The 14,846-nt window shown below is 68.1% G+C and carries 14 protein-coding genes, 3 tRNA genes and 1 rRNA gene; 9 read left to right on the top strand and 9 right to left on the bottom strand.

Annotation, left to right across the window (positions count from 1 at the left end):
* Positions 1-24 precede the first annotated feature (24 nt).
* Positions 25-1,299, bottom strand: coding sequence for a methionine adenosyltransferase (gene metK, locus KMW22_RS12955; protein WP_221090467.1), 1,275 nt, complete (start codon positions 1,297-1,299; stop codon positions 25-27).
* 478 nt (positions 1,300-1,777) lie between these two features.
* Here metK and KMW22_RS12950 point away from each other — a divergent pair, with 478 nt between their 5' ends.
* From KMW22_RS12950 to argR, 5 genes are all read left to right on the top strand, one after another.
* Positions 1,778-2,467 (top strand): winged helix-turn-helix domain-containing protein, encoded by a 690-nt coding sequence (locus KMW22_RS12950; RefSeq protein WP_221090466.1) that lies wholly within the window; start codon positions 1,778-1,780, stop codon positions 2,465-2,467.
* Positions 2,464-3,450 carry a sensor histidine kinase gene (locus KMW22_RS12945; protein ID WP_221090465.1) on the top strand — a complete coding sequence of 329 codons (987 nt, stop codon included), beginning with the start codon at positions 2,464-2,466 and terminating at the stop codon, positions 3,448-3,450. The genes KMW22_RS12950 and KMW22_RS12945 overlap by 4 nt, the downstream gene beginning before the upstream one ends.
* 118 nt (positions 3,451-3,568) lie before the next feature.
* The gene (gene phoU / locus KMW22_RS12940; protein WP_221090464.1) at positions 3,569-4,213 is read left to right on the top strand and encodes a phosphate signaling complex protein PhoU; all 645 of its coding nucleotides are present in this window, start codon (positions 3,569-3,571) and stop codon (positions 4,211-4,213) included.
* A gap of 205 nt (positions 4,214-4,418) precedes the next feature.
* Positions 4,419-5,675, top strand: coding sequence for a bifunctional phosphopantothenoylcysteine decarboxylase/phosphopantothenate synthase (locus KMW22_RS12935; protein ID WP_235692939.1), 1,257 nt, complete (start codon positions 4,419-4,421; stop codon positions 5,673-5,675).
* A 28-nt stretch (positions 5,676-5,703) separates the two neighbouring features.
* On the top strand, positions 5,704-6,174 hold the full coding sequence (gene argR / locus KMW22_RS12930; protein ID WP_221090462.1) for an arginine repressor: 471 nt from the start codon (positions 5,704-5,706) through the stop codon (positions 6,172-6,174).
* Positions 6,175-6,255: 81 nt separating this feature from the next.
* Here the strand turns inward: argR and KMW22_RS12925 are convergent, their stop codons facing one another.
* From KMW22_RS12925 to mqnP, 6 genes are all read right to left on the bottom strand, one after another.
* The gene (locus KMW22_RS12925) at positions 6,256-7,980 is read right to left on the bottom strand and encodes a sensor histidine kinase (protein ID WP_328774697.1); all 1,725 of its coding nucleotides are present in this window, start codon (positions 7,978-7,980) and stop codon (positions 6,256-6,258) included.
* A 258-nt stretch (positions 7,981-8,238) separates the two neighbouring features.
* On the bottom strand, positions 8,239-8,916 hold the full coding sequence (locus KMW22_RS12920; protein ID WP_010887388.1) for a response regulator transcription factor: 678 nt from the start codon (positions 8,914-8,916) through the stop codon (positions 8,239-8,241).
* 45 nt (positions 8,917-8,961) lie between these two features.
* Positions 8,962-9,552, bottom strand: coding sequence for an adenylate/guanylate cyclase domain-containing protein (locus KMW22_RS12915; RefSeq protein WP_221090461.1), 591 nt, complete (start codon positions 9,550-9,552; stop codon positions 8,962-8,964).
* Positions 9,553-9,954: 402 nt separating this feature from the next.
* Positions 9,955-10,392, bottom strand: coding sequence for a hypothetical protein (locus tag KMW22_RS12910; RefSeq protein ID WP_328774696.1), 438 nt, complete (start codon positions 10,390-10,392; stop codon positions 9,955-9,957).
* Positions 10,393-10,447: 55 nt separating this feature from the next.
* Positions 10,448-10,747, bottom strand: a complete 300-nt coding sequence (locus tag KMW22_RS12905; RefSeq protein WP_221090459.1) for a hypothetical protein — start codon at positions 10,745-10,747, stop codon at positions 10,448-10,450.
* Positions 10,729-11,616 (bottom strand): menaquinone biosynthesis prenyltransferase MqnP, encoded by an 888-nt coding sequence (gene mqnP, locus KMW22_RS12900; protein ID WP_328774695.1) that lies wholly within the window; start codon positions 11,614-11,616, stop codon positions 10,729-10,731. The genes KMW22_RS12905 and mqnP overlap by 19 nt, the downstream gene beginning before the upstream one ends.
* 75 nt (positions 11,617-11,691) lie before the next feature.
* Here mqnP and KMW22_RS12895 point away from each other — a divergent pair.
* The 3 genes from KMW22_RS12895 to KMW22_RS12885 all read left to right on the top strand — a co-directional run bounded on the left by KMW22_RS12895 (position 11,692) and on the right by KMW22_RS12885 (position 11,988).
* A tRNA-Pro gene (locus KMW22_RS12895) sits at positions 11,692-11,768 on the top strand.
* A 32-nt stretch (positions 11,769-11,800) separates the two neighbouring features.
* Positions 11,801-11,874, top strand: a tRNA-Gly gene (locus KMW22_RS12890).
* Between the two features lie 37 nt (positions 11,875-11,911).
* Positions 11,912-11,988: transfer RNA gene (locus KMW22_RS12885), tRNA-Arg, on the top strand.
* An 86-nt stretch (positions 11,989-12,074) separates the two neighbouring features.
* On the opposite strand, the gene KMW22_RS12880 is transcribed toward KMW22_RS12885, so the two are convergent.
* Complete coding sequence (locus tag KMW22_RS12880) at positions 12,075-13,256, bottom strand: sensor histidine kinase (RefSeq protein WP_328774694.1); 1,182 nt, start codon at positions 13,254-13,256, stop codon at positions 12,075-12,077.
* A 249-nt stretch (positions 13,257-13,505) separates the two neighbouring features.
* Here KMW22_RS12880 and KMW22_RS12875 point away from each other — a divergent pair, with 249 nt between their 5' ends.
* Positions 13,506-14,618 carry a nitric oxide synthase oxygenase gene (locus tag KMW22_RS12875; RefSeq protein ID WP_221090458.1) on the top strand — a complete coding sequence of 371 codons (1,113 nt, stop codon included), beginning with the start codon at positions 13,506-13,508 and terminating at the stop codon, positions 14,616-14,618.
* Between the two features lie 109 nt (positions 14,619-14,727).
* On the opposite strand, the gene KMW22_RS12870 is transcribed toward KMW22_RS12875, so the two are convergent.
* Positions 14,728-14,846 (bottom strand): 16S ribosomal RNA (locus tag KMW22_RS12870); the annotation flags it as partial.

Here is a 14,846-nt window from a genome sequence, read left to right as displayed (position 1 = left end):
CTCTGTCCCCCCTCTGCCCCCTCCTTAGCCCTGCGCAGCGACCTTCAGGGCCTCGGCCTTGTGGGTGCTTTCCCAGGGGAATTCCGGGCGGCCAAAGTGCCCATACGCGGCGGTCTGGGCGTAGATGGGGCGGCGCAGGCCCAGTTCGGCAATGATCGCCTGGGGGCGGGCGTCAAAGTGGGCGCGCACCAGGGCCGCGAGTTTCTCATCGCTGACGGTGCCGGTGCCGTAGGTGTCCACGCGCAGGCTCACGGGCGCGGCGCGGCCGATGGCGTAGGCCACCTCCACCAGCGCGCGGCGGGCCAGCCCGGCGGCCACGATGTTCTTGGCGATAAAGCGGGCGTAGTACGCCCCGGAGCGGTCCACCTTCGTGGGGTCCTTGCCCGAAAAGGCCCCGCCGCCGTGCGGCACCGCGCCGCCATAGGTGTCCACGATGATCTTGCGCCCAGTCAGGCCGGTGTCGCCGTGAGGCCCGCCGATCACAAAGCGACCGGACGGGTTGATGAAATACTTGGTTTCATCGGTCAGCAGCTCAGCCGGAATCACGGCGCGGACCACGTGCTCAATCAGGTCGGCGCGAATCTGCGCCTGGGTCACGTCCTCGTGGTGCTGGGTGCTGATCACCACGGTGTCCACCAGGGTCTCGGTGGCCTCGTGCGGCTCGCCGTCGCGCACCACAGTCACCTGGGCCTTGGCGTCGGGGCGCAGGTAGCCAAAGTGCAGGGCCTGGGTCTGCGCCTCCGACAGCGCCTCGCCGCGCAGCTGGGCCTCGCGGGCGGCCTGGGCGGCCTTGCGCAGCTCGGCCAGGCGCCGCGTCAGGCGGTGCGCGAGCGAGATCGGCAGCGGCATCAGCTCGGGCGTTTCATCGGTGGCGTAGCCGAACATCAGGCCCTGGTCGCCGGCCCCCACCTCGGAGGCGGCATTCTCGGGGCGGGCGCGCTCCTCTTCAGACATGCCGCGCCACTCTTCACTGTGGTTCACGCCGCCGGCAATTTCCGGGCTCTGCTCGTGCAGGCTGACCAGCACCGCGCTGTACTCGGCGTCAAAGCCGTAGTTCGCGCGGGTGTAGCCCACCTTCATCACGGCGTCACGCACGGTTTTCTGCACGTCCACCCGCGCCGTCTTGGCGGTCACTTCACCCGCCACCACGGCCATGCCGGTGGTCAGCAGCGTTTCGACCGCCACGCGGCTTTCGGGTTCCTGGCGCAGGAACTCGTCGAGAATGCTGTCCGAGATAAAGTCGGCCAGCTTGTCGGGGTGCCCTTCGGACACCGATTCCGAGGTGTAGTACTTCCGCATATGGCTCCTTGCGTGCCGGGGGGCGTCTCACAGAACCACCTGGAGAGGGATGTCGCTGCGGTCCCGGCCACGGCCGCGCGGCCCGTGGAGGCTGCGCTTGGCCAGAGCAGCGTAACGCACCGGGGGGCAGGCCGGGAAGGACAGGAGGCCGGGCGAGGGGGACGGGGGGCGAAGGGGGCGAGGTACAGGGCGCGCCGGGTGGGGTGGGGCCGCCCTCTGGTCGAGGGGTCAAGAAAAGCAGAGGCTCCACTCTGGCGCCCAGCGGCTCTTTACTCCCGCCCCCTCGCCTTCTTGCCCGTCGTCATCGTCGGTGTCGCAGGCGATCAGCTCCGCTTGCTCTCGGCCCCTGGACGCCTCGACCCCTCGACCCTCCCCCTGTTAACGCCCCCCGCTGCCCCTTAGACCCTTTGCCTCTTAGACCCTTAGACCCTCTGCCCCCCTGACATCCGCCTGACGTTGCCCGTCAGAATGGAAACCAATGAGCCACGTCGTTGTCATCGAGGACGAGGGAACGGTGCGCGATGTCCTGCGCTTCCACCTGGAGCGGGCTGGGCTGCGGGTCACGGCCCTGGATTCGGTGGCAGGGGCCGAGGGCGCCCTGGTGGGTGCCGACGCCCTGGTGCTGGACTGGATGCTGCCGGGCGAGAGCGGCCTGAGCTTTCTGCGCCGGGTGCGCGGCAACACCGAACTGCGCAAGCTCCCGGTGCTGATGCTCACCGCCCGGGCCGCCGAGGCCGAGCGGGTGGAGGGCCTGGAATCCGGCGCCGACGACTACCTGACCAAGCCCTTCTCGGCGGCTGAACTGGTGGCCCGGGTGCGCGCCCTGCTGCGCCGCACCCAGCCCGAGGTGCCGCCCCTGATGACCAACGGCCCCCTCAGCGTGGATGTGGGCGCCGCCGAGGCCCGCGTGGGGGGCAAACGCCTGAACCTCACGCGGCGCGAATTTGACCTGCTGGCCTTTCTCACGCAGCACGTGGGCCGGGTCTATTCGCGCACGGAGCTGCTTGACCGCGTGTGGGGCGCCGACTTTCTGGGCGGCGAGCGCACGGTAGACCAGCACATCACGCAGCTGCGCGCCCACCTGGGGGATGACCCCAGCAAGCCCGGCTTTCTGGAAACGGTGCGCGGCAAGGGCTACCGCATGCGCCCCTGGACGGAGGCCCCATGACCGGCACTGACTCTGGCCCGGCCCCCGGTCCAGGCAGCGCCCCAGCCGCCCCGCCCAGTGACCGCTGGATGGACGCGCTGCCCCAGGCGGTGCTGCTGACCCGGGCAGGGCTGGTGACCCGGGTGAACGCCGCGGCTTCGCGCCTGTGGGGGGTGCCCCAGGAACGTGCCCAGGGCCGCCCGGTGCTGGAGGTGGTGCGGCGCCACACCCTGGAAACCCTGCTGGAACGCGGCGGCGAACTGGAACTGGAGGTCTCGGGCCGCACCCTGCGCTGCCAGGCCAGCCGCGACGGCGAGTGCGGCGCCCTGATCGTGGAGGACGTGACCGACCACCGCCGCCGTGAGGCCGAGCTGCGCGAGGCCACCGCCGTGCTGTCCCACGAGTTCCGCACGCCTGTGGCCGCCCTGCGCGGGGTGCTTGAAGCCCTGGAATACGACATGCCGCGCGACCTGTCGCAGAATTTCGTGCGCCAGGGCCTACAGGAAACCGAGCGGCTGGCCCGGCTGGTCGAAGACCTCGCGGTGGGCTTCCGGCCCACCCGGGCGCGCACCCTGCCGCTGACCGAAGCTTTTGCCCGCGCCGAACGCCTTCTCTCGGCCGAACTGAACACCCGGCGGGCCAGCCTGCGCTTTGGGCAGGACTTCCTGGTGCGCGCCGACCCCGACAAACTGCTGCAGGTGCTGCTGAACCTGATTGAAAACGCCCTGAAGTACGGCCCGCCCGGCCAGCCCATTGAGGTGCTGACCTTTGAACGTGGCACCTGGGTGGAGGTCAGCGTGCTGGACCGGGGCGAGCCGATCCTGGACGCCGAGAGTCTGTTTGGGGCCCACACGCGCGGGCCCAGCGCCACCGGGCAGGGCAGTGGAATGGGGCTCTACATCGTGCGCTCGATTGTGCACGGCTGGGGTGGGCAGGCCTGGGCCGAGCGCCGCGCCGAGGCCAACGCTTTTTGCTTTACGTTGCCTGGGGTGGGCGGGTTGTAATGGGGGGTGGCTGACACCGCCCTGACACCCCGCCCGGCGCCCGGGTGCTAGCTTCGCTCTCATAAAGGCGCCAGGGGCCCCCGGGCCCCGCTGCCCCGCCCCCTCCCGAGGAGTTCCCATGCGTGAAGCCCTGGAAAACGATCTGCGCGCCGTCCTGAACGGCGCCCTGAATATGCTTGGTACCGTTGAGCGCATGTTGCCCGTGGCGGGCGACGTGCTGCTGCGCGAAAACGTGGAGCGTCTCGCTGAAGTCAAGGCCCTGGACCGCGAGGTGGACGCCCAGGAGGCCCAGATTGAGGCCGAATGCCTGCGGATTATCGCCCTGCACCAGCCGGTGGCGCGCGACCTGCGCATGGTGGCCCTGATCCTCAAAAGCCTCAGTGACATTGAGCGCATGGGCGACTACGTGGTGCACGTGGCCGAAGACGGCGCCGAGCTGGCCCAGGCCCCGGCCCTGAAGCGCTACGTGAACCTGGCCCGCATGCTCGACCGCCTGGGCGAGATGAGCCAGAACCTGCGCACCGCCATTGCCGACCGCGACGTGACCCGCGCCGAGGCCACCGTGCAGATGGACGACGAGGTGGACGACCTGTACGAGCAGATCCAGCGCGAACTGGTGACGTACATGCTCGAAGACCCCCGCAACATCTCCAAGGCCCTGATGCTGATGCGGGTGGGCCGCAGCCTGGAGCGCGTGGGCGACCACATGGAGAACATTGCCGAGCGCGTGCGCTACTGGGTGACCGGCCAGCGCGAAGGGTAAAAGGGCTTTGGGCCATGGGCCATGAGCCATGAGCTCTGGGGAAAAGGCAAAGGCAGGGGGAATACGTCACGCCCCTGCTGTTGCTGATGGGCCTTTCCCTCATGGCCCAAAGCCCATGGCTCATGGCCTTTCCCCCCTTCCCGCTACACTCTCCCCTGTGAGCAAAGACGCCAAGCCAACCGTGCTGGTCATCGTGGGGGGCTCTATGGCCGCTGTCAAGGCGCCCTCGGTGCTGCGGCGGCTGCGGGAACAGGGCGCGCAGGTGCGGGTGATCGCCACGCGCGCCGCGCTGCACTTCATCACGGAACTGTCGCTGAGCACCGCCGCCGACGGCCCGGTGGGCACCGACGAGCACTGGTTTGAGCCCCGGCCCGACGCCCTGCACCTGGGGTACGCCAAGGTGGACGCGGCGGTGGTGGTGGGCGCCTCGGCCGAACTGCTGGCGGGGGCCGCGCATGGCCACGCGAACGACCTGGCCCTGGCAACGCTGCTCAGCGTGCGCGCGCCCATCCTCTGGGTGCCCGCCATGAACGAGGCGATGTGGACCCACCCGGCCGTGCAGGCCAATGCCGGGCAGCTGCGCGCCTGGGGCCACAGCTTCCTGGGCCCCGAGGTGGGCGCCTTTGGCACACGCGGCGAGGGGACCGGCGTGGGACGCATGAGCGAGCCGGAAGATATTGCGGCGGCGGTGATGGACTTGGTGGGGCAGGCGCAGCCGTCGAGAAGTCGAGAGGTCGAAGGGTCGAGAGAGTCTGCCTCGACCCCTCGACCCCTCGACCCCTCGACCCACGACCTCGCGGGCCGCCGCGTGGTCGTCTCCGCTGGTCCCACCCGCGAATACCTCGACCCCGTACGCTTTATCAGCAACCCCAGCAGCGGCAAGATGGGCTTTGCCGTGGCCGAGGCCGCCCGGGACCGGGGGGCCCAGGTGACGCTGGTGACTGGCCCGGTGAACCTCCCCAACCCCCAGGGCCTGACGGTGGTGCGCATCGAATCGGCGCTGGAATTGCGGGGGGCGGTGCTGCAGGCCGCCCAGAACGCCGACCTCGTCGTCATGACGGCCGCCGTGGCCGACTACCGCGCCGCCGCCCCCAGCGGGGAAAAGCAGGCCAAGGTGGCGGGCGACGTGACCCTTCACCTCACGCCCAACCCGGACATTCTGGCCGAGTTGGGGCAGAACAAGGGCGGGCGGGTGCTGGTGGGCTTTGCGATGGAAACGCACGCGGGCGTGGAGCGCGCGGCCCAGAAAGCGGCGCGCAAGAACGCCGACTTCATCCTGCTGAATTACCCCACCCAGGCGGGCACGGCCTTTGGCGGCGACGACAACGAGGTGACCCTGGTGCGCCCCGACGGCACCCATGACGCGTGGCCCCGCATGAGCAAGCGTGCAGTGGCCGAGGAACTGCTGACGGAAGCCGCCCGCCTCCTGCCGCCCCCCACACCCCAGGCCCCGATTGCATAAAGACGTGAATATTCATAGCATGTGAGCAATGGCAGGGGCGCTCAGCAAGGACCAGCGGCAGAAACGCATTCAGGACATCATCGCGCGCGAAAGCGTGAGCACGCAGGGCGAACTGGTGGAGCGCCTGCGCGCCGAGGGCATCCGGGTCACCCAGGCCACCGTCAGCCGCGACATCAACGAGCTGCGGCTGGTGCGCCTGCCGGTGGGCAAGGGCCGCCACCGCTACGCCCTGGCCCAGACCGCAGGCCACACCGGCGCCGAGGAAGAACTCGCCCGCCTCTTTCAGAACTTCGTGCACGATGTGGACCGGGGCGAGAACATGCTGGTGATCCGCACCGCCGAAGGCCATGCCAGCGGCGTGGCCCTGCTGCTCGACCGCGTGCGCCGCGACGACATCGTGGGCACCATCGCCGGCGAAGACACCATTTTCGTCGTGGCCCGCACCACCGCCGACGCCGAGAGCATCATGGAGGAATTCCACGCGCTGATGCTGGGGTAAGAAAGGCGGATGGCCGATGGCGAAGAGCAGATGGCTCAACTGCCTTTGGCCATCGGCCATTCGCCATTGACCATCTGCCCCCTACGGCACGTCCTCTTCCCCCAGCTCCGGCACGTTGCCGATGGGCAGCTGCACGTGGGCGGTGGTGCCAGCGCCCACCTCGCTCTCCAGCCAGATGCGGCCGCCGTGGGCGTCCACGATGCCCCGGGCAATGCTCAGGCCCAGGCCGGCGCCGCCCTGGTCGCGGCTGCGGCTGTCTTCCAGGCGGTAAAAGCGGTCAAAGAGGCGCTCAAGCTGGTCAGCGGGAATCCCGGGGCCGTCGTCCTGCACGCTCAGGCGCACCTCGTCGCCCAGGCGGGCGCTGCGCAGGGTAATCGTCTGGGCACCGGCCTTCAGGGCGTTGCTCACCAGATTAATCAGGACCTGTTTCAGGCGGTCAGGGTCGCCCTCAAAAGTCACGTCCTCGCCTTCGGTGCGCAGGGCGGTGCCCTGGGCCTGGGCCAGCGGCGCGAGTTCCTGGGTGATTTCAAACAGGAACAGCGCGGCCAGGATGGGCTCGCGGGTAATCGCCAGCGCCCCGCTGTCCGAGCGGGCCAGCTGCAGCAGACTGGCAATCAGGTTGGTCAGCCGCTCGGATTCGCGCTGGATGATGCGCAGGCTCTCGGCCTGTTGCCCGCTGGGGTTGGTGCGGCGCAGCAGGTAGCTGGCGTGACCGCTGATGGCGGTCACTGGCGTGCGCAGTTCGTGGCTGGCGTCGCTGGTAAAGCGGCGCTGGGCCTCAAAGCTGCCTTCCAGGCGCCCCAGCATAGCGTTCAGGGCCATCGCCAGCGATTCCACCTCGTCGCCTGTCTGCGGCACGGGCACGCGCTCGGTGAGGTTCTGGCCGCCAATGCGCTCGGCGGCGCGCTGCACCCGGCGCAGGGGTTGCAGCGCCTGCCCGGCCAGCGCGTAGGCCCCGGTGCCAGCGGTCAGCAGCCCCGTGATGAACAGCAGCAGCAGCACCTTTTCCAGCTGATTGAGCAGGCCCTCCACGGTGCGCAGGTCGCGCGCCACGTACACCAGACTCACGCTCTCGTCCTCGGGGGCGTCCAGGCGGTAGGTGCTGAGGCTGCCCCCACCCAGCAAGTCGCCCGGGCTGGCCTGGGGGGCTGCGGCGTCCTCTTCAGCAGCGACTTTGGGGGCGTCCTCTGCAGATCCGGGGTCAGGCTTCGGGGCAGGCGGCTTCAGCGGGCCCAGCACCACCAGCAGGCGCATGGGCACCGGCTCACTGTTGGCCGAGACGTACACGGTGCGGTTCAGCGTCAGGCGCCCATCCACCGAGTTGATCAGCTGCTCCAGTTCCTCCCTGGACAGGGTGATGGGCCGGGCCACATCCACCGCCAGCGACCGCCGGGTGCCGCTGCGCAGGGTCTCGATGGTGCGGAACAGCTTTGCGCGGTCATCCGGCGTTCGCGCGCCCGCCAGGTCATCAATCAGCGACTGCCGCGTGTAGAACGACAGGTTTTCCAGCGCCAGACTGGAATCGGGAAAGTAAAAGCGGGCCAGCAGCTTGGCCTGGCTGATTTCCGGGTCCCCCGTGCGTTCGCGGGCGGTGCGCTGCAGGCGGTCCAGTGGCAGACGCGGTTCGTTCGGCTTGAGCGGGTTGATCACATACGACACAAACTGCCGGTAGGTGGCGTCCAGTTCACGGTCCAGACCACCGATCAGATTGGCGCGCATCAGGTACAGGGTGATCAACCCCACCGCCGTCAGCAAAAAGGCCAGCAGCGCCGTGTAAAACAGGGTCAGGCGCCAGCGCAGGGTCACGCGCGGCTCCGGGCAGGGGCGGCACTCATGGGCTGCAGTGTAGCGGCGCCCGCCATGAGATCCGGCGCGGTTGAGGCACTGGAGGGACAGGGCATGGCAGGAGGTCCCTCCCGTTCAGCCCTGGAAGCCGGCCGACCCATCGCCAAAAGGTCGAGGCGTCAGGGGCGCCCAACTCGACCCCTGGACGCCTTGACCCCCCGACCTTTTTTACTGCCCTACAGCTCTTCGCGCGCCTCTGCACCCACGTCTGCGGCCGGCTTATTCCTCGCGCAGCACGTAGCCCACGCCACGCACCGTATGAATCAGGCGACGCTCGCCGCCCTCTTCCAGCTTGCGCCGCAGGTAGCCAATGTACACGTCCACCACGTTGCTGCCGCCGGTGTATTCGGGCCAGACTTTTTCCTCAATTTCAAAGCGGGAAAAGACCTTGCCGGGGTTGCGGGCCAGCAGTTCCAGCAGTTCGAACTCCTTGGCCGAGAGTTCCACGCGGCGCCCGCCCCGGAAAATCTCGCGGCCGTCCAGGTTCATCACCAGATCAGCCACGCGCACCTCGCCGGTCACGGCCGGGTTCACGCGCCGCAGGTGGGCGCGCACCCGCGCCAGCAGCTCCTCAATAGAAAAAGGCTTGATCAGGTAGTCGTCGGCGCCGGAATCCAGGCCCTCCACCTTGTCCTGAATGCCGTCCTTGGCCGTCAGGATGATGATGGGTGTGTTGCTCGTTTTGCGAATGCGCCGGGCCACTTCCAGGCCGTCGAGCACCGGCAGCATGAGATCCAGAATGACAAGGTCGGGGTTGACTTCCCGGAATTTCGAAAGGCCGGTCACACCATCAAAGGCCACTTCCGTGGCGTAGCCTTCGGCTGCCAGTTCGAGTTCGATAAACCGCGCAATATCCTTTTCGTCCTCGATGACCAGCACCAGTGGCTTGCGTTCCATGCGGCCAGTCTAGGGAGCGTTCTCATGAGAAGCCCCCCCGCGTGCTTAATCAACTTTCATGCGCGCGTCGTCTGCGGTTTCGGACAGCAGATGGTGAGCCATACAGTCGCTGCCAAAGCCCTGCAGGGCCAGTGGGGCGCAGGGCCAGGTCAGGTGCTCGGGCAGGCGGCGGCGCACCTCGTCGCAGATCAGGGTGTCGCCGGGCCGGGCGGCGTCGCACAGGCGCTTGGCGTAGTTCACCGGCAGCCCGTACGCGCTGAGCTGCCCGCCCACCATGCCCATCAGCACCGGCCCCACCGACACGCCCGCACGCAGGCGCAGCTGCTGCCCCAGCTGTGCGGCCACATGCAGGCGCGCGGCGCGGCCGTGGGCGTCCTGCGCCGCCGTGCAGGCCTGCGCGGCGTGCTGCGCGGGCCACCACGCCAGCACCGCGTCGCCCTGGTGCTGCAGCACCTGCCCGCCGCGCGCTTCAAAGCTCAGCACCATCAGCTGCACAAAGTCCTGCATCAGCGCCATGTAGCTGGGCAGCGGCAGGGCCTGGGCCATGGCCGTGCTGCCCACCAGGTCCACCAGCACGAAGCAAGCAGAGACGGTGTCGTCCTGGGGACCGGGAAGGGGGAGCAGAAGGTCAGGCATAAGGCAGCGGCCCTCATCATGCCTGAAGATGAGCAGGAAAGAAAGATCAAATTAAATCAATGTTGAAGTGTCCAGGATATACAAAACCTCACATCTCGAATCTGGAGCAAGGGTAGGACGGCAGAAGGCCGCTGACAGCAGTTAAGTAAGTGGAAATGGGCAGAGGCTCCTCAACAACCTGCTGCTCGGGCTTGCGGTGAGCCTCTCATGAGGGCTTTTCTCTTTTAAAGAGCTGCTCGAGCTGTTATGGGCTACACCCGTGGCCCCCACTCATGCGGCTTCCATCCTGCTCAGCAGCCGCAGGACCAGATCGCCACTGGAGCCAACTGGCCGCCTACCTTCTCCCTTGCTCCAATTCATTTGCATCCCAGACTGAGGTGCCTATCCACGGCCCCACGGTCTTCAGGGCTGCGCGACCAGGAAGCCGTGGAGGGGAGGCTGGGTCCGGAACGCCAGGGTGTCGCCGGGCCGGGCCTCCAGGGGGAGGCCCAGGGTCGCCAGCACCAGGGGCAGCCGCGCATAGACCACCAGCACGCCGCGTTCCACGGCCAGCACCCGCCCCCGACCTTCCACGGCCGAGACGCCTACCACCTGCAAGCTCTCCTCCGCCGTCTCGTCCAGCACCGCAGTGCCTGTAGGGTCCAGCACGCCATGCACCACCACCTGGGCGGGGCCGGGGCGCGTGGCGTAGGGCCCGCTGCGGTCAAAGAGGTACAGCACCCGCCCGCCCGCCGCAAACTCCAGCAGCGGGCTGCCCTCGCGCTGGGGGTACAGCACGCCGCTGGCCGCGTGGGGCGCAAAGCGCGCCGTGAATTCCCGCTCCGAGGTCTCCAGGGTCACGCGCGCGCTCCCTGGCGTGGGCCCCACCATCTCCGGGCAAGTGCTGCTGGCCGCTTTACCATTCCCGCGATTCTATCGAAGAGGCCGGCCCCAGCCAGCCCAGATCCGGCCGCGCGGCGCCCGCCGCGTCCAGCACGGCGTCGGCCCGTTCCAGGGCAAAGGTGCCCTCCACCTCGCGCTGCACATGAATCAGCACCAGTCCGTAGAGGCGCTCCAGTTGCGCCCACGCCACCGAACCCGGGGGCTGGGCGTCGCGGGCGCGGGCCAGCAGGGTCGCTGCGCGGCGCTCGTCGCCCTCGGCAAAGGCGGCAGCGGCCTCTGGGGGCAGGGGCACCTTCAGGTCAGGGTGCGCCACGTCACGTCCACCACTACGCCCGCCAGCATGGTCAGGGCCAGCCACATGTTGGCGTCGAAAAACGCCACGTTCACCCGCGCCAGATCGTTGGGGTTCACGATGCGGTGCTCGAACAGCAGAATGCCGCCCATCACGCACGCCGCGAGGTAGTACCACCCGCTGGCGTCCGTGACCCAGCCCACCAGCAGCAGCAGGGCAAAGGTGAGGCCGTGGCTCATGGCGGCAATCCGCAGGGCGCGCGGAATTCCGAAGCGCGCCGGAATACTGCGGATACCGTTGGCGACGTCAAAGTCGCGGTCCATGGTAGCGTAAATCACGTCCAGGCCGATCATCCAGAAGATCACCACCGCCCAAAGCACCCAGGCGGGCGGCGCAAATTCGCCCGTGACTGCAATCCAGCCGCCCGCCGCCGCCGCGCCGTCGGTCACGCCCAGCCACGCGTGGCACAGCCACGTGAAGCGTTTGGTGTAGGGGTAGCCGATCAGGAACACCACGGCCAGCGGCATGAGGGCCAGACACAGCGGATTCAGTTGCGCGGCGGCAAAGGCCATGATCACGAGGCTGACCAGCACCAGCGCCCAGGCCTGGGCCGGCCTGACCTTGCCGCTGGGCACCTCGCGGCCGGCGGTGCGGGGGTTGCGGGCGTCAATGTAGCGGTCAATCACCCGGTTGGCGCCCATCGCCGCCGTGCGCGCCGAGGCCATCGCCACCGTGACCCACAGCAGCACCTCCCAGCCTGGCCAGCCGGTGCCGCGCGTCTGCATGCTGGCCAGCAACATGCCCGCGTAGGCGAAGGGCAGCGCGAACACCGTGTGCTCGAACTTCACCAGGTCCAGGTAGGTTTTCACGCGGGCCACGCCTTCACTCACGACCACGCAGCATAGCGCCTGCACGGGGGGCACAGACTTTGCTATAGTGCGCGGGCGCGCGTACGTGGGCTCTATCGAGGCGTAGCGCAGGCCGGTAGCGCACTTGGTTTGGGACCAAGGGGTCGCAGGTTCGAATCCTGTCGCCTCGACCATAGAGTTCGCCCCCTGACGCGCGCACCCCCCAGCGGGATTGGTGTAGTGGTAGCACAGCAGCCTTCCAAGCTTCTGGCCTCGGTTCGAATCCGTGATCCCGCTCCAGAACAGAGGGCTCCCCGCGCGGGAGCCTTCACCGTCTGCGCCCTTAGCTCAGTTGGATAGAGCAACCGCCTTCTAAGCGGTCGGTCGGAGGTTCGAGTCCTCCAGGGCGCGCCAGAGTAACCCCCCGACCAAGGCCGGGGGGTTATGTGCTTTAGGGATCTAGGTGACTGGAGAGGCAATCACCACCCCGCTCTCCCCTCTCAATCCAGCACGCGCGGCACTTTGGGCCACGCGAACCAGAACGTCGCGCCCTGGTCCACCTTGCCTTCGGCCCAGGCACGCGCCCCAAAGCGCTGGCAGCAGCGGCTGACGGTCATCAGGCCCACGCCGGTGCCCTCAAAGGTCTGCGAGGAGTGCAGGCGGCCAAAGAGCTGAAACAGCTTGTCCTTCTGGCGCATGTTGAACCCGGCGCCGTTGTCCTGCACGCCAATGAAGTATTCGCCATCCTGTTCCTGCACCACCACGTGAATGCGCGCCTGCTCGCGCTGCTTGGTGAACTTCACCGCGTTGGCAAGGTACTCGTCCAGAATCAGGAACAGCGCCCGGGCGTCGGCCTGCACAGTGGGCAGGGGATCGGCGGTGATCCGCACGTCCCGGTCCAGCAGCGAGGGCTGCAGCTTCTTGAGAACCTCCTGCAGCACGGTGTTCAGATTGACCGTGTGCAGGCGAATCCGCATATCGCGCATGCGCAGATAGCGCTCAATGGAGGCGGCAAGGGCCAGCAACTGCTGCACCGCCTGCTCGGCGGCGGCCAGGGGAGAACCGCCCACTGGCGACTCCTGGCCCATGCGCCGGGCCAGCGCCAGAAAGTTCAGGGCGCGCGCCAGGGGCAGATGCAGCTCCTTCAAAAAGACCTTCATCACCTGCCCCAGTTCCTGGTTCAGCAGGCGCATCCGCGTGGCGTGGGCCTCTATGCGCCCCTGCTGATCGGCCACCTCGTCCAGCAGCTGGGCGTGCGCCCGTTTGTAGGCGGTGATCTCGGTCAGGACCACCCGGAACTGCCAGGGCTGATCGGCAGCGGCCTGGGCATTCACCTCCAGCAGCACGTCCAGGGGGGTGTCGTCGGGTTGCAGCACCTGCACCTCGCCCCAGTGCCGCAGACCACTGCGGGCGGCCTGGGCCAGCAGGGTGTCCAGCGACCCCTGCGAGGCAGGCGTCAGGAACTGGGCCAGTGGCCGCTCCAGCAGCGCCTGGGGGGCCCGGTCCAGCAGGCCACACGCCACCGCGTTGACGTCCCGAATCCGGCCCTGCGCGCCCAGCAGCAGATAGGGGGTCGGGGCCTCAGCAAACAGGACCCGGGCGGCCTGCTGAGCAGTCTGCACCTCGGCCTCCAGGGCCTGAACACGCTGCTGCAGGGCCAGCACCTCCGTGTGGTCCGTCACGGCTGCCGCCTGCGTGTGGTTCCTGGCCTCATCTCGTTCTTTCCCATGCGCCCTTCCACGCTACCGGAGTGCGGTCGCCGCCGCTGGCTTCCGTAAGAAGAGATAACGCTGCAGGACACGGGGCAGAGCCTGTCTGTCATCTTCGACGGCAAGAAGCCTGTCCCCATGACCTTGGCGAAAGAGCCCCCACTGCCCTGCCTCCCGCGTTCAGGGACATTTTCGGCCCGTGGGGCGGGCAGCATGGGCAGGATGCCTGCGCCCCGCCTGCCTGACGCCGTCCCACAGCACAAGCTGCAGGAGGCGCTGGCCTTTCTGAAGGCCTATCACACGGAAACAGGGACGCCCGGCCTGGCCCAGCGCCGCCAGGAGGCGGTGCGCGCCGGCCATCTGGCTCTCAGTACCGCCGAGCTGACCCACGGCGCGCGCATGGCGTGGCGCCACAGCACGCGCTGTGTGGGGCGGCTGCCCTGGGCCAGCTTGCAGGTGCGGGACCTGCGGCACGTGACGACCGCGCCAGAGGTGTTTGCCCACCTGTGTGGCCATCTGCGCGCGGCGCTGAACGGGGGGCGGATTCTGCCGATCATCAGCGTGTTTGGGCCCGGCGTGCGCCTGCACAACGACCAGCTAATCCGTTACGCCGGCTACCGCCAGCCCGACGGCACGGTGCGGGGCGATCCGCAAAACGTGGCCCTGACCCAGTACCTGCAGCGCCTGGGCTGGGCTGGGGGGCCGGGTACTCCCTTTGACGTGCTGCCGCTGGCGATCGAGGCGCAGGGACAGGTCACCCTGTTCGAGTTGCCCGCAGACGCAGTGTACGAGGTACCCATCACCCACCCCGATTGCCCAGGCATTGGCGCCCTGGGGCTGCGCTGGCACGCCCTGCCGGTGATCAGCAACATGACGCTGGAGGTGGCGGGCCAGGCCTTCGCCTGCGCGCCCTTTAACGGCTGGTATCTGCAGACCGAAATTGCCGCACGCAATCTGGCCGACGAAGGGCGCTACAACCTGCTGCCCGCCGTGGCGCAGGCGCTGGAGCTGGACACCACCTGGCGCCGCTCGCTATGGCTGGACCGCGCCCTGGTGGAACTGAATGTGGCCGTGCTGCACTCCTTCGACGCGGCGGGCGTGCGCATCGCTGACCATCACAGCGTCACCCGGCAGTTCCAGCACTTTGTGGAGCTGGAAGCGCAGGCAGGGCGCACCGCCACTGGCCGCTGGTCGTGGCTCATTCCGCCCCTCTCACCCGCCACCACCCCGGTCTGGCACGAACAGTACGACGATACAGAGCTGAAACCGAACTTCGTGGTGCAGCGGCCCGCGTGGCAAGAACAGCGAAGCACCTGCCCCTTCCTTGGCCACTGAGGCGAGGAAAACAGTTACACCACCAGCAAGCAGCAACAAGAAAGCGCCCCGGAGCCATAAGCTCCGGGGCGCTGTTGAACGCATCTGGTTTGATAGACGTGACCTGTAGAAAGGAGGTGATCCAACCGCACCTTCCGGTACAGTTACCTTGTTACGACTTCACCCCAGTCATGCGCCACAGCCTAGACGCCTGCCGTAAAGCTCCCGGCGGTTTCAGCTGCAACGTAC

It is taken from the genome of Deinococcus aquaedulcis (genome assembly GCF_019693445.1).
GTDB lineage: Bacteria > Deinococcota > Deinococci > Deinococcales > Deinococcaceae > Deinococcus > Deinococcus aquaedulcis.
The sequence above is the reverse complement of the archived record's forward strand: the minus strand, read 5'-3'. Positions and strand labels throughout refer to the sequence as shown.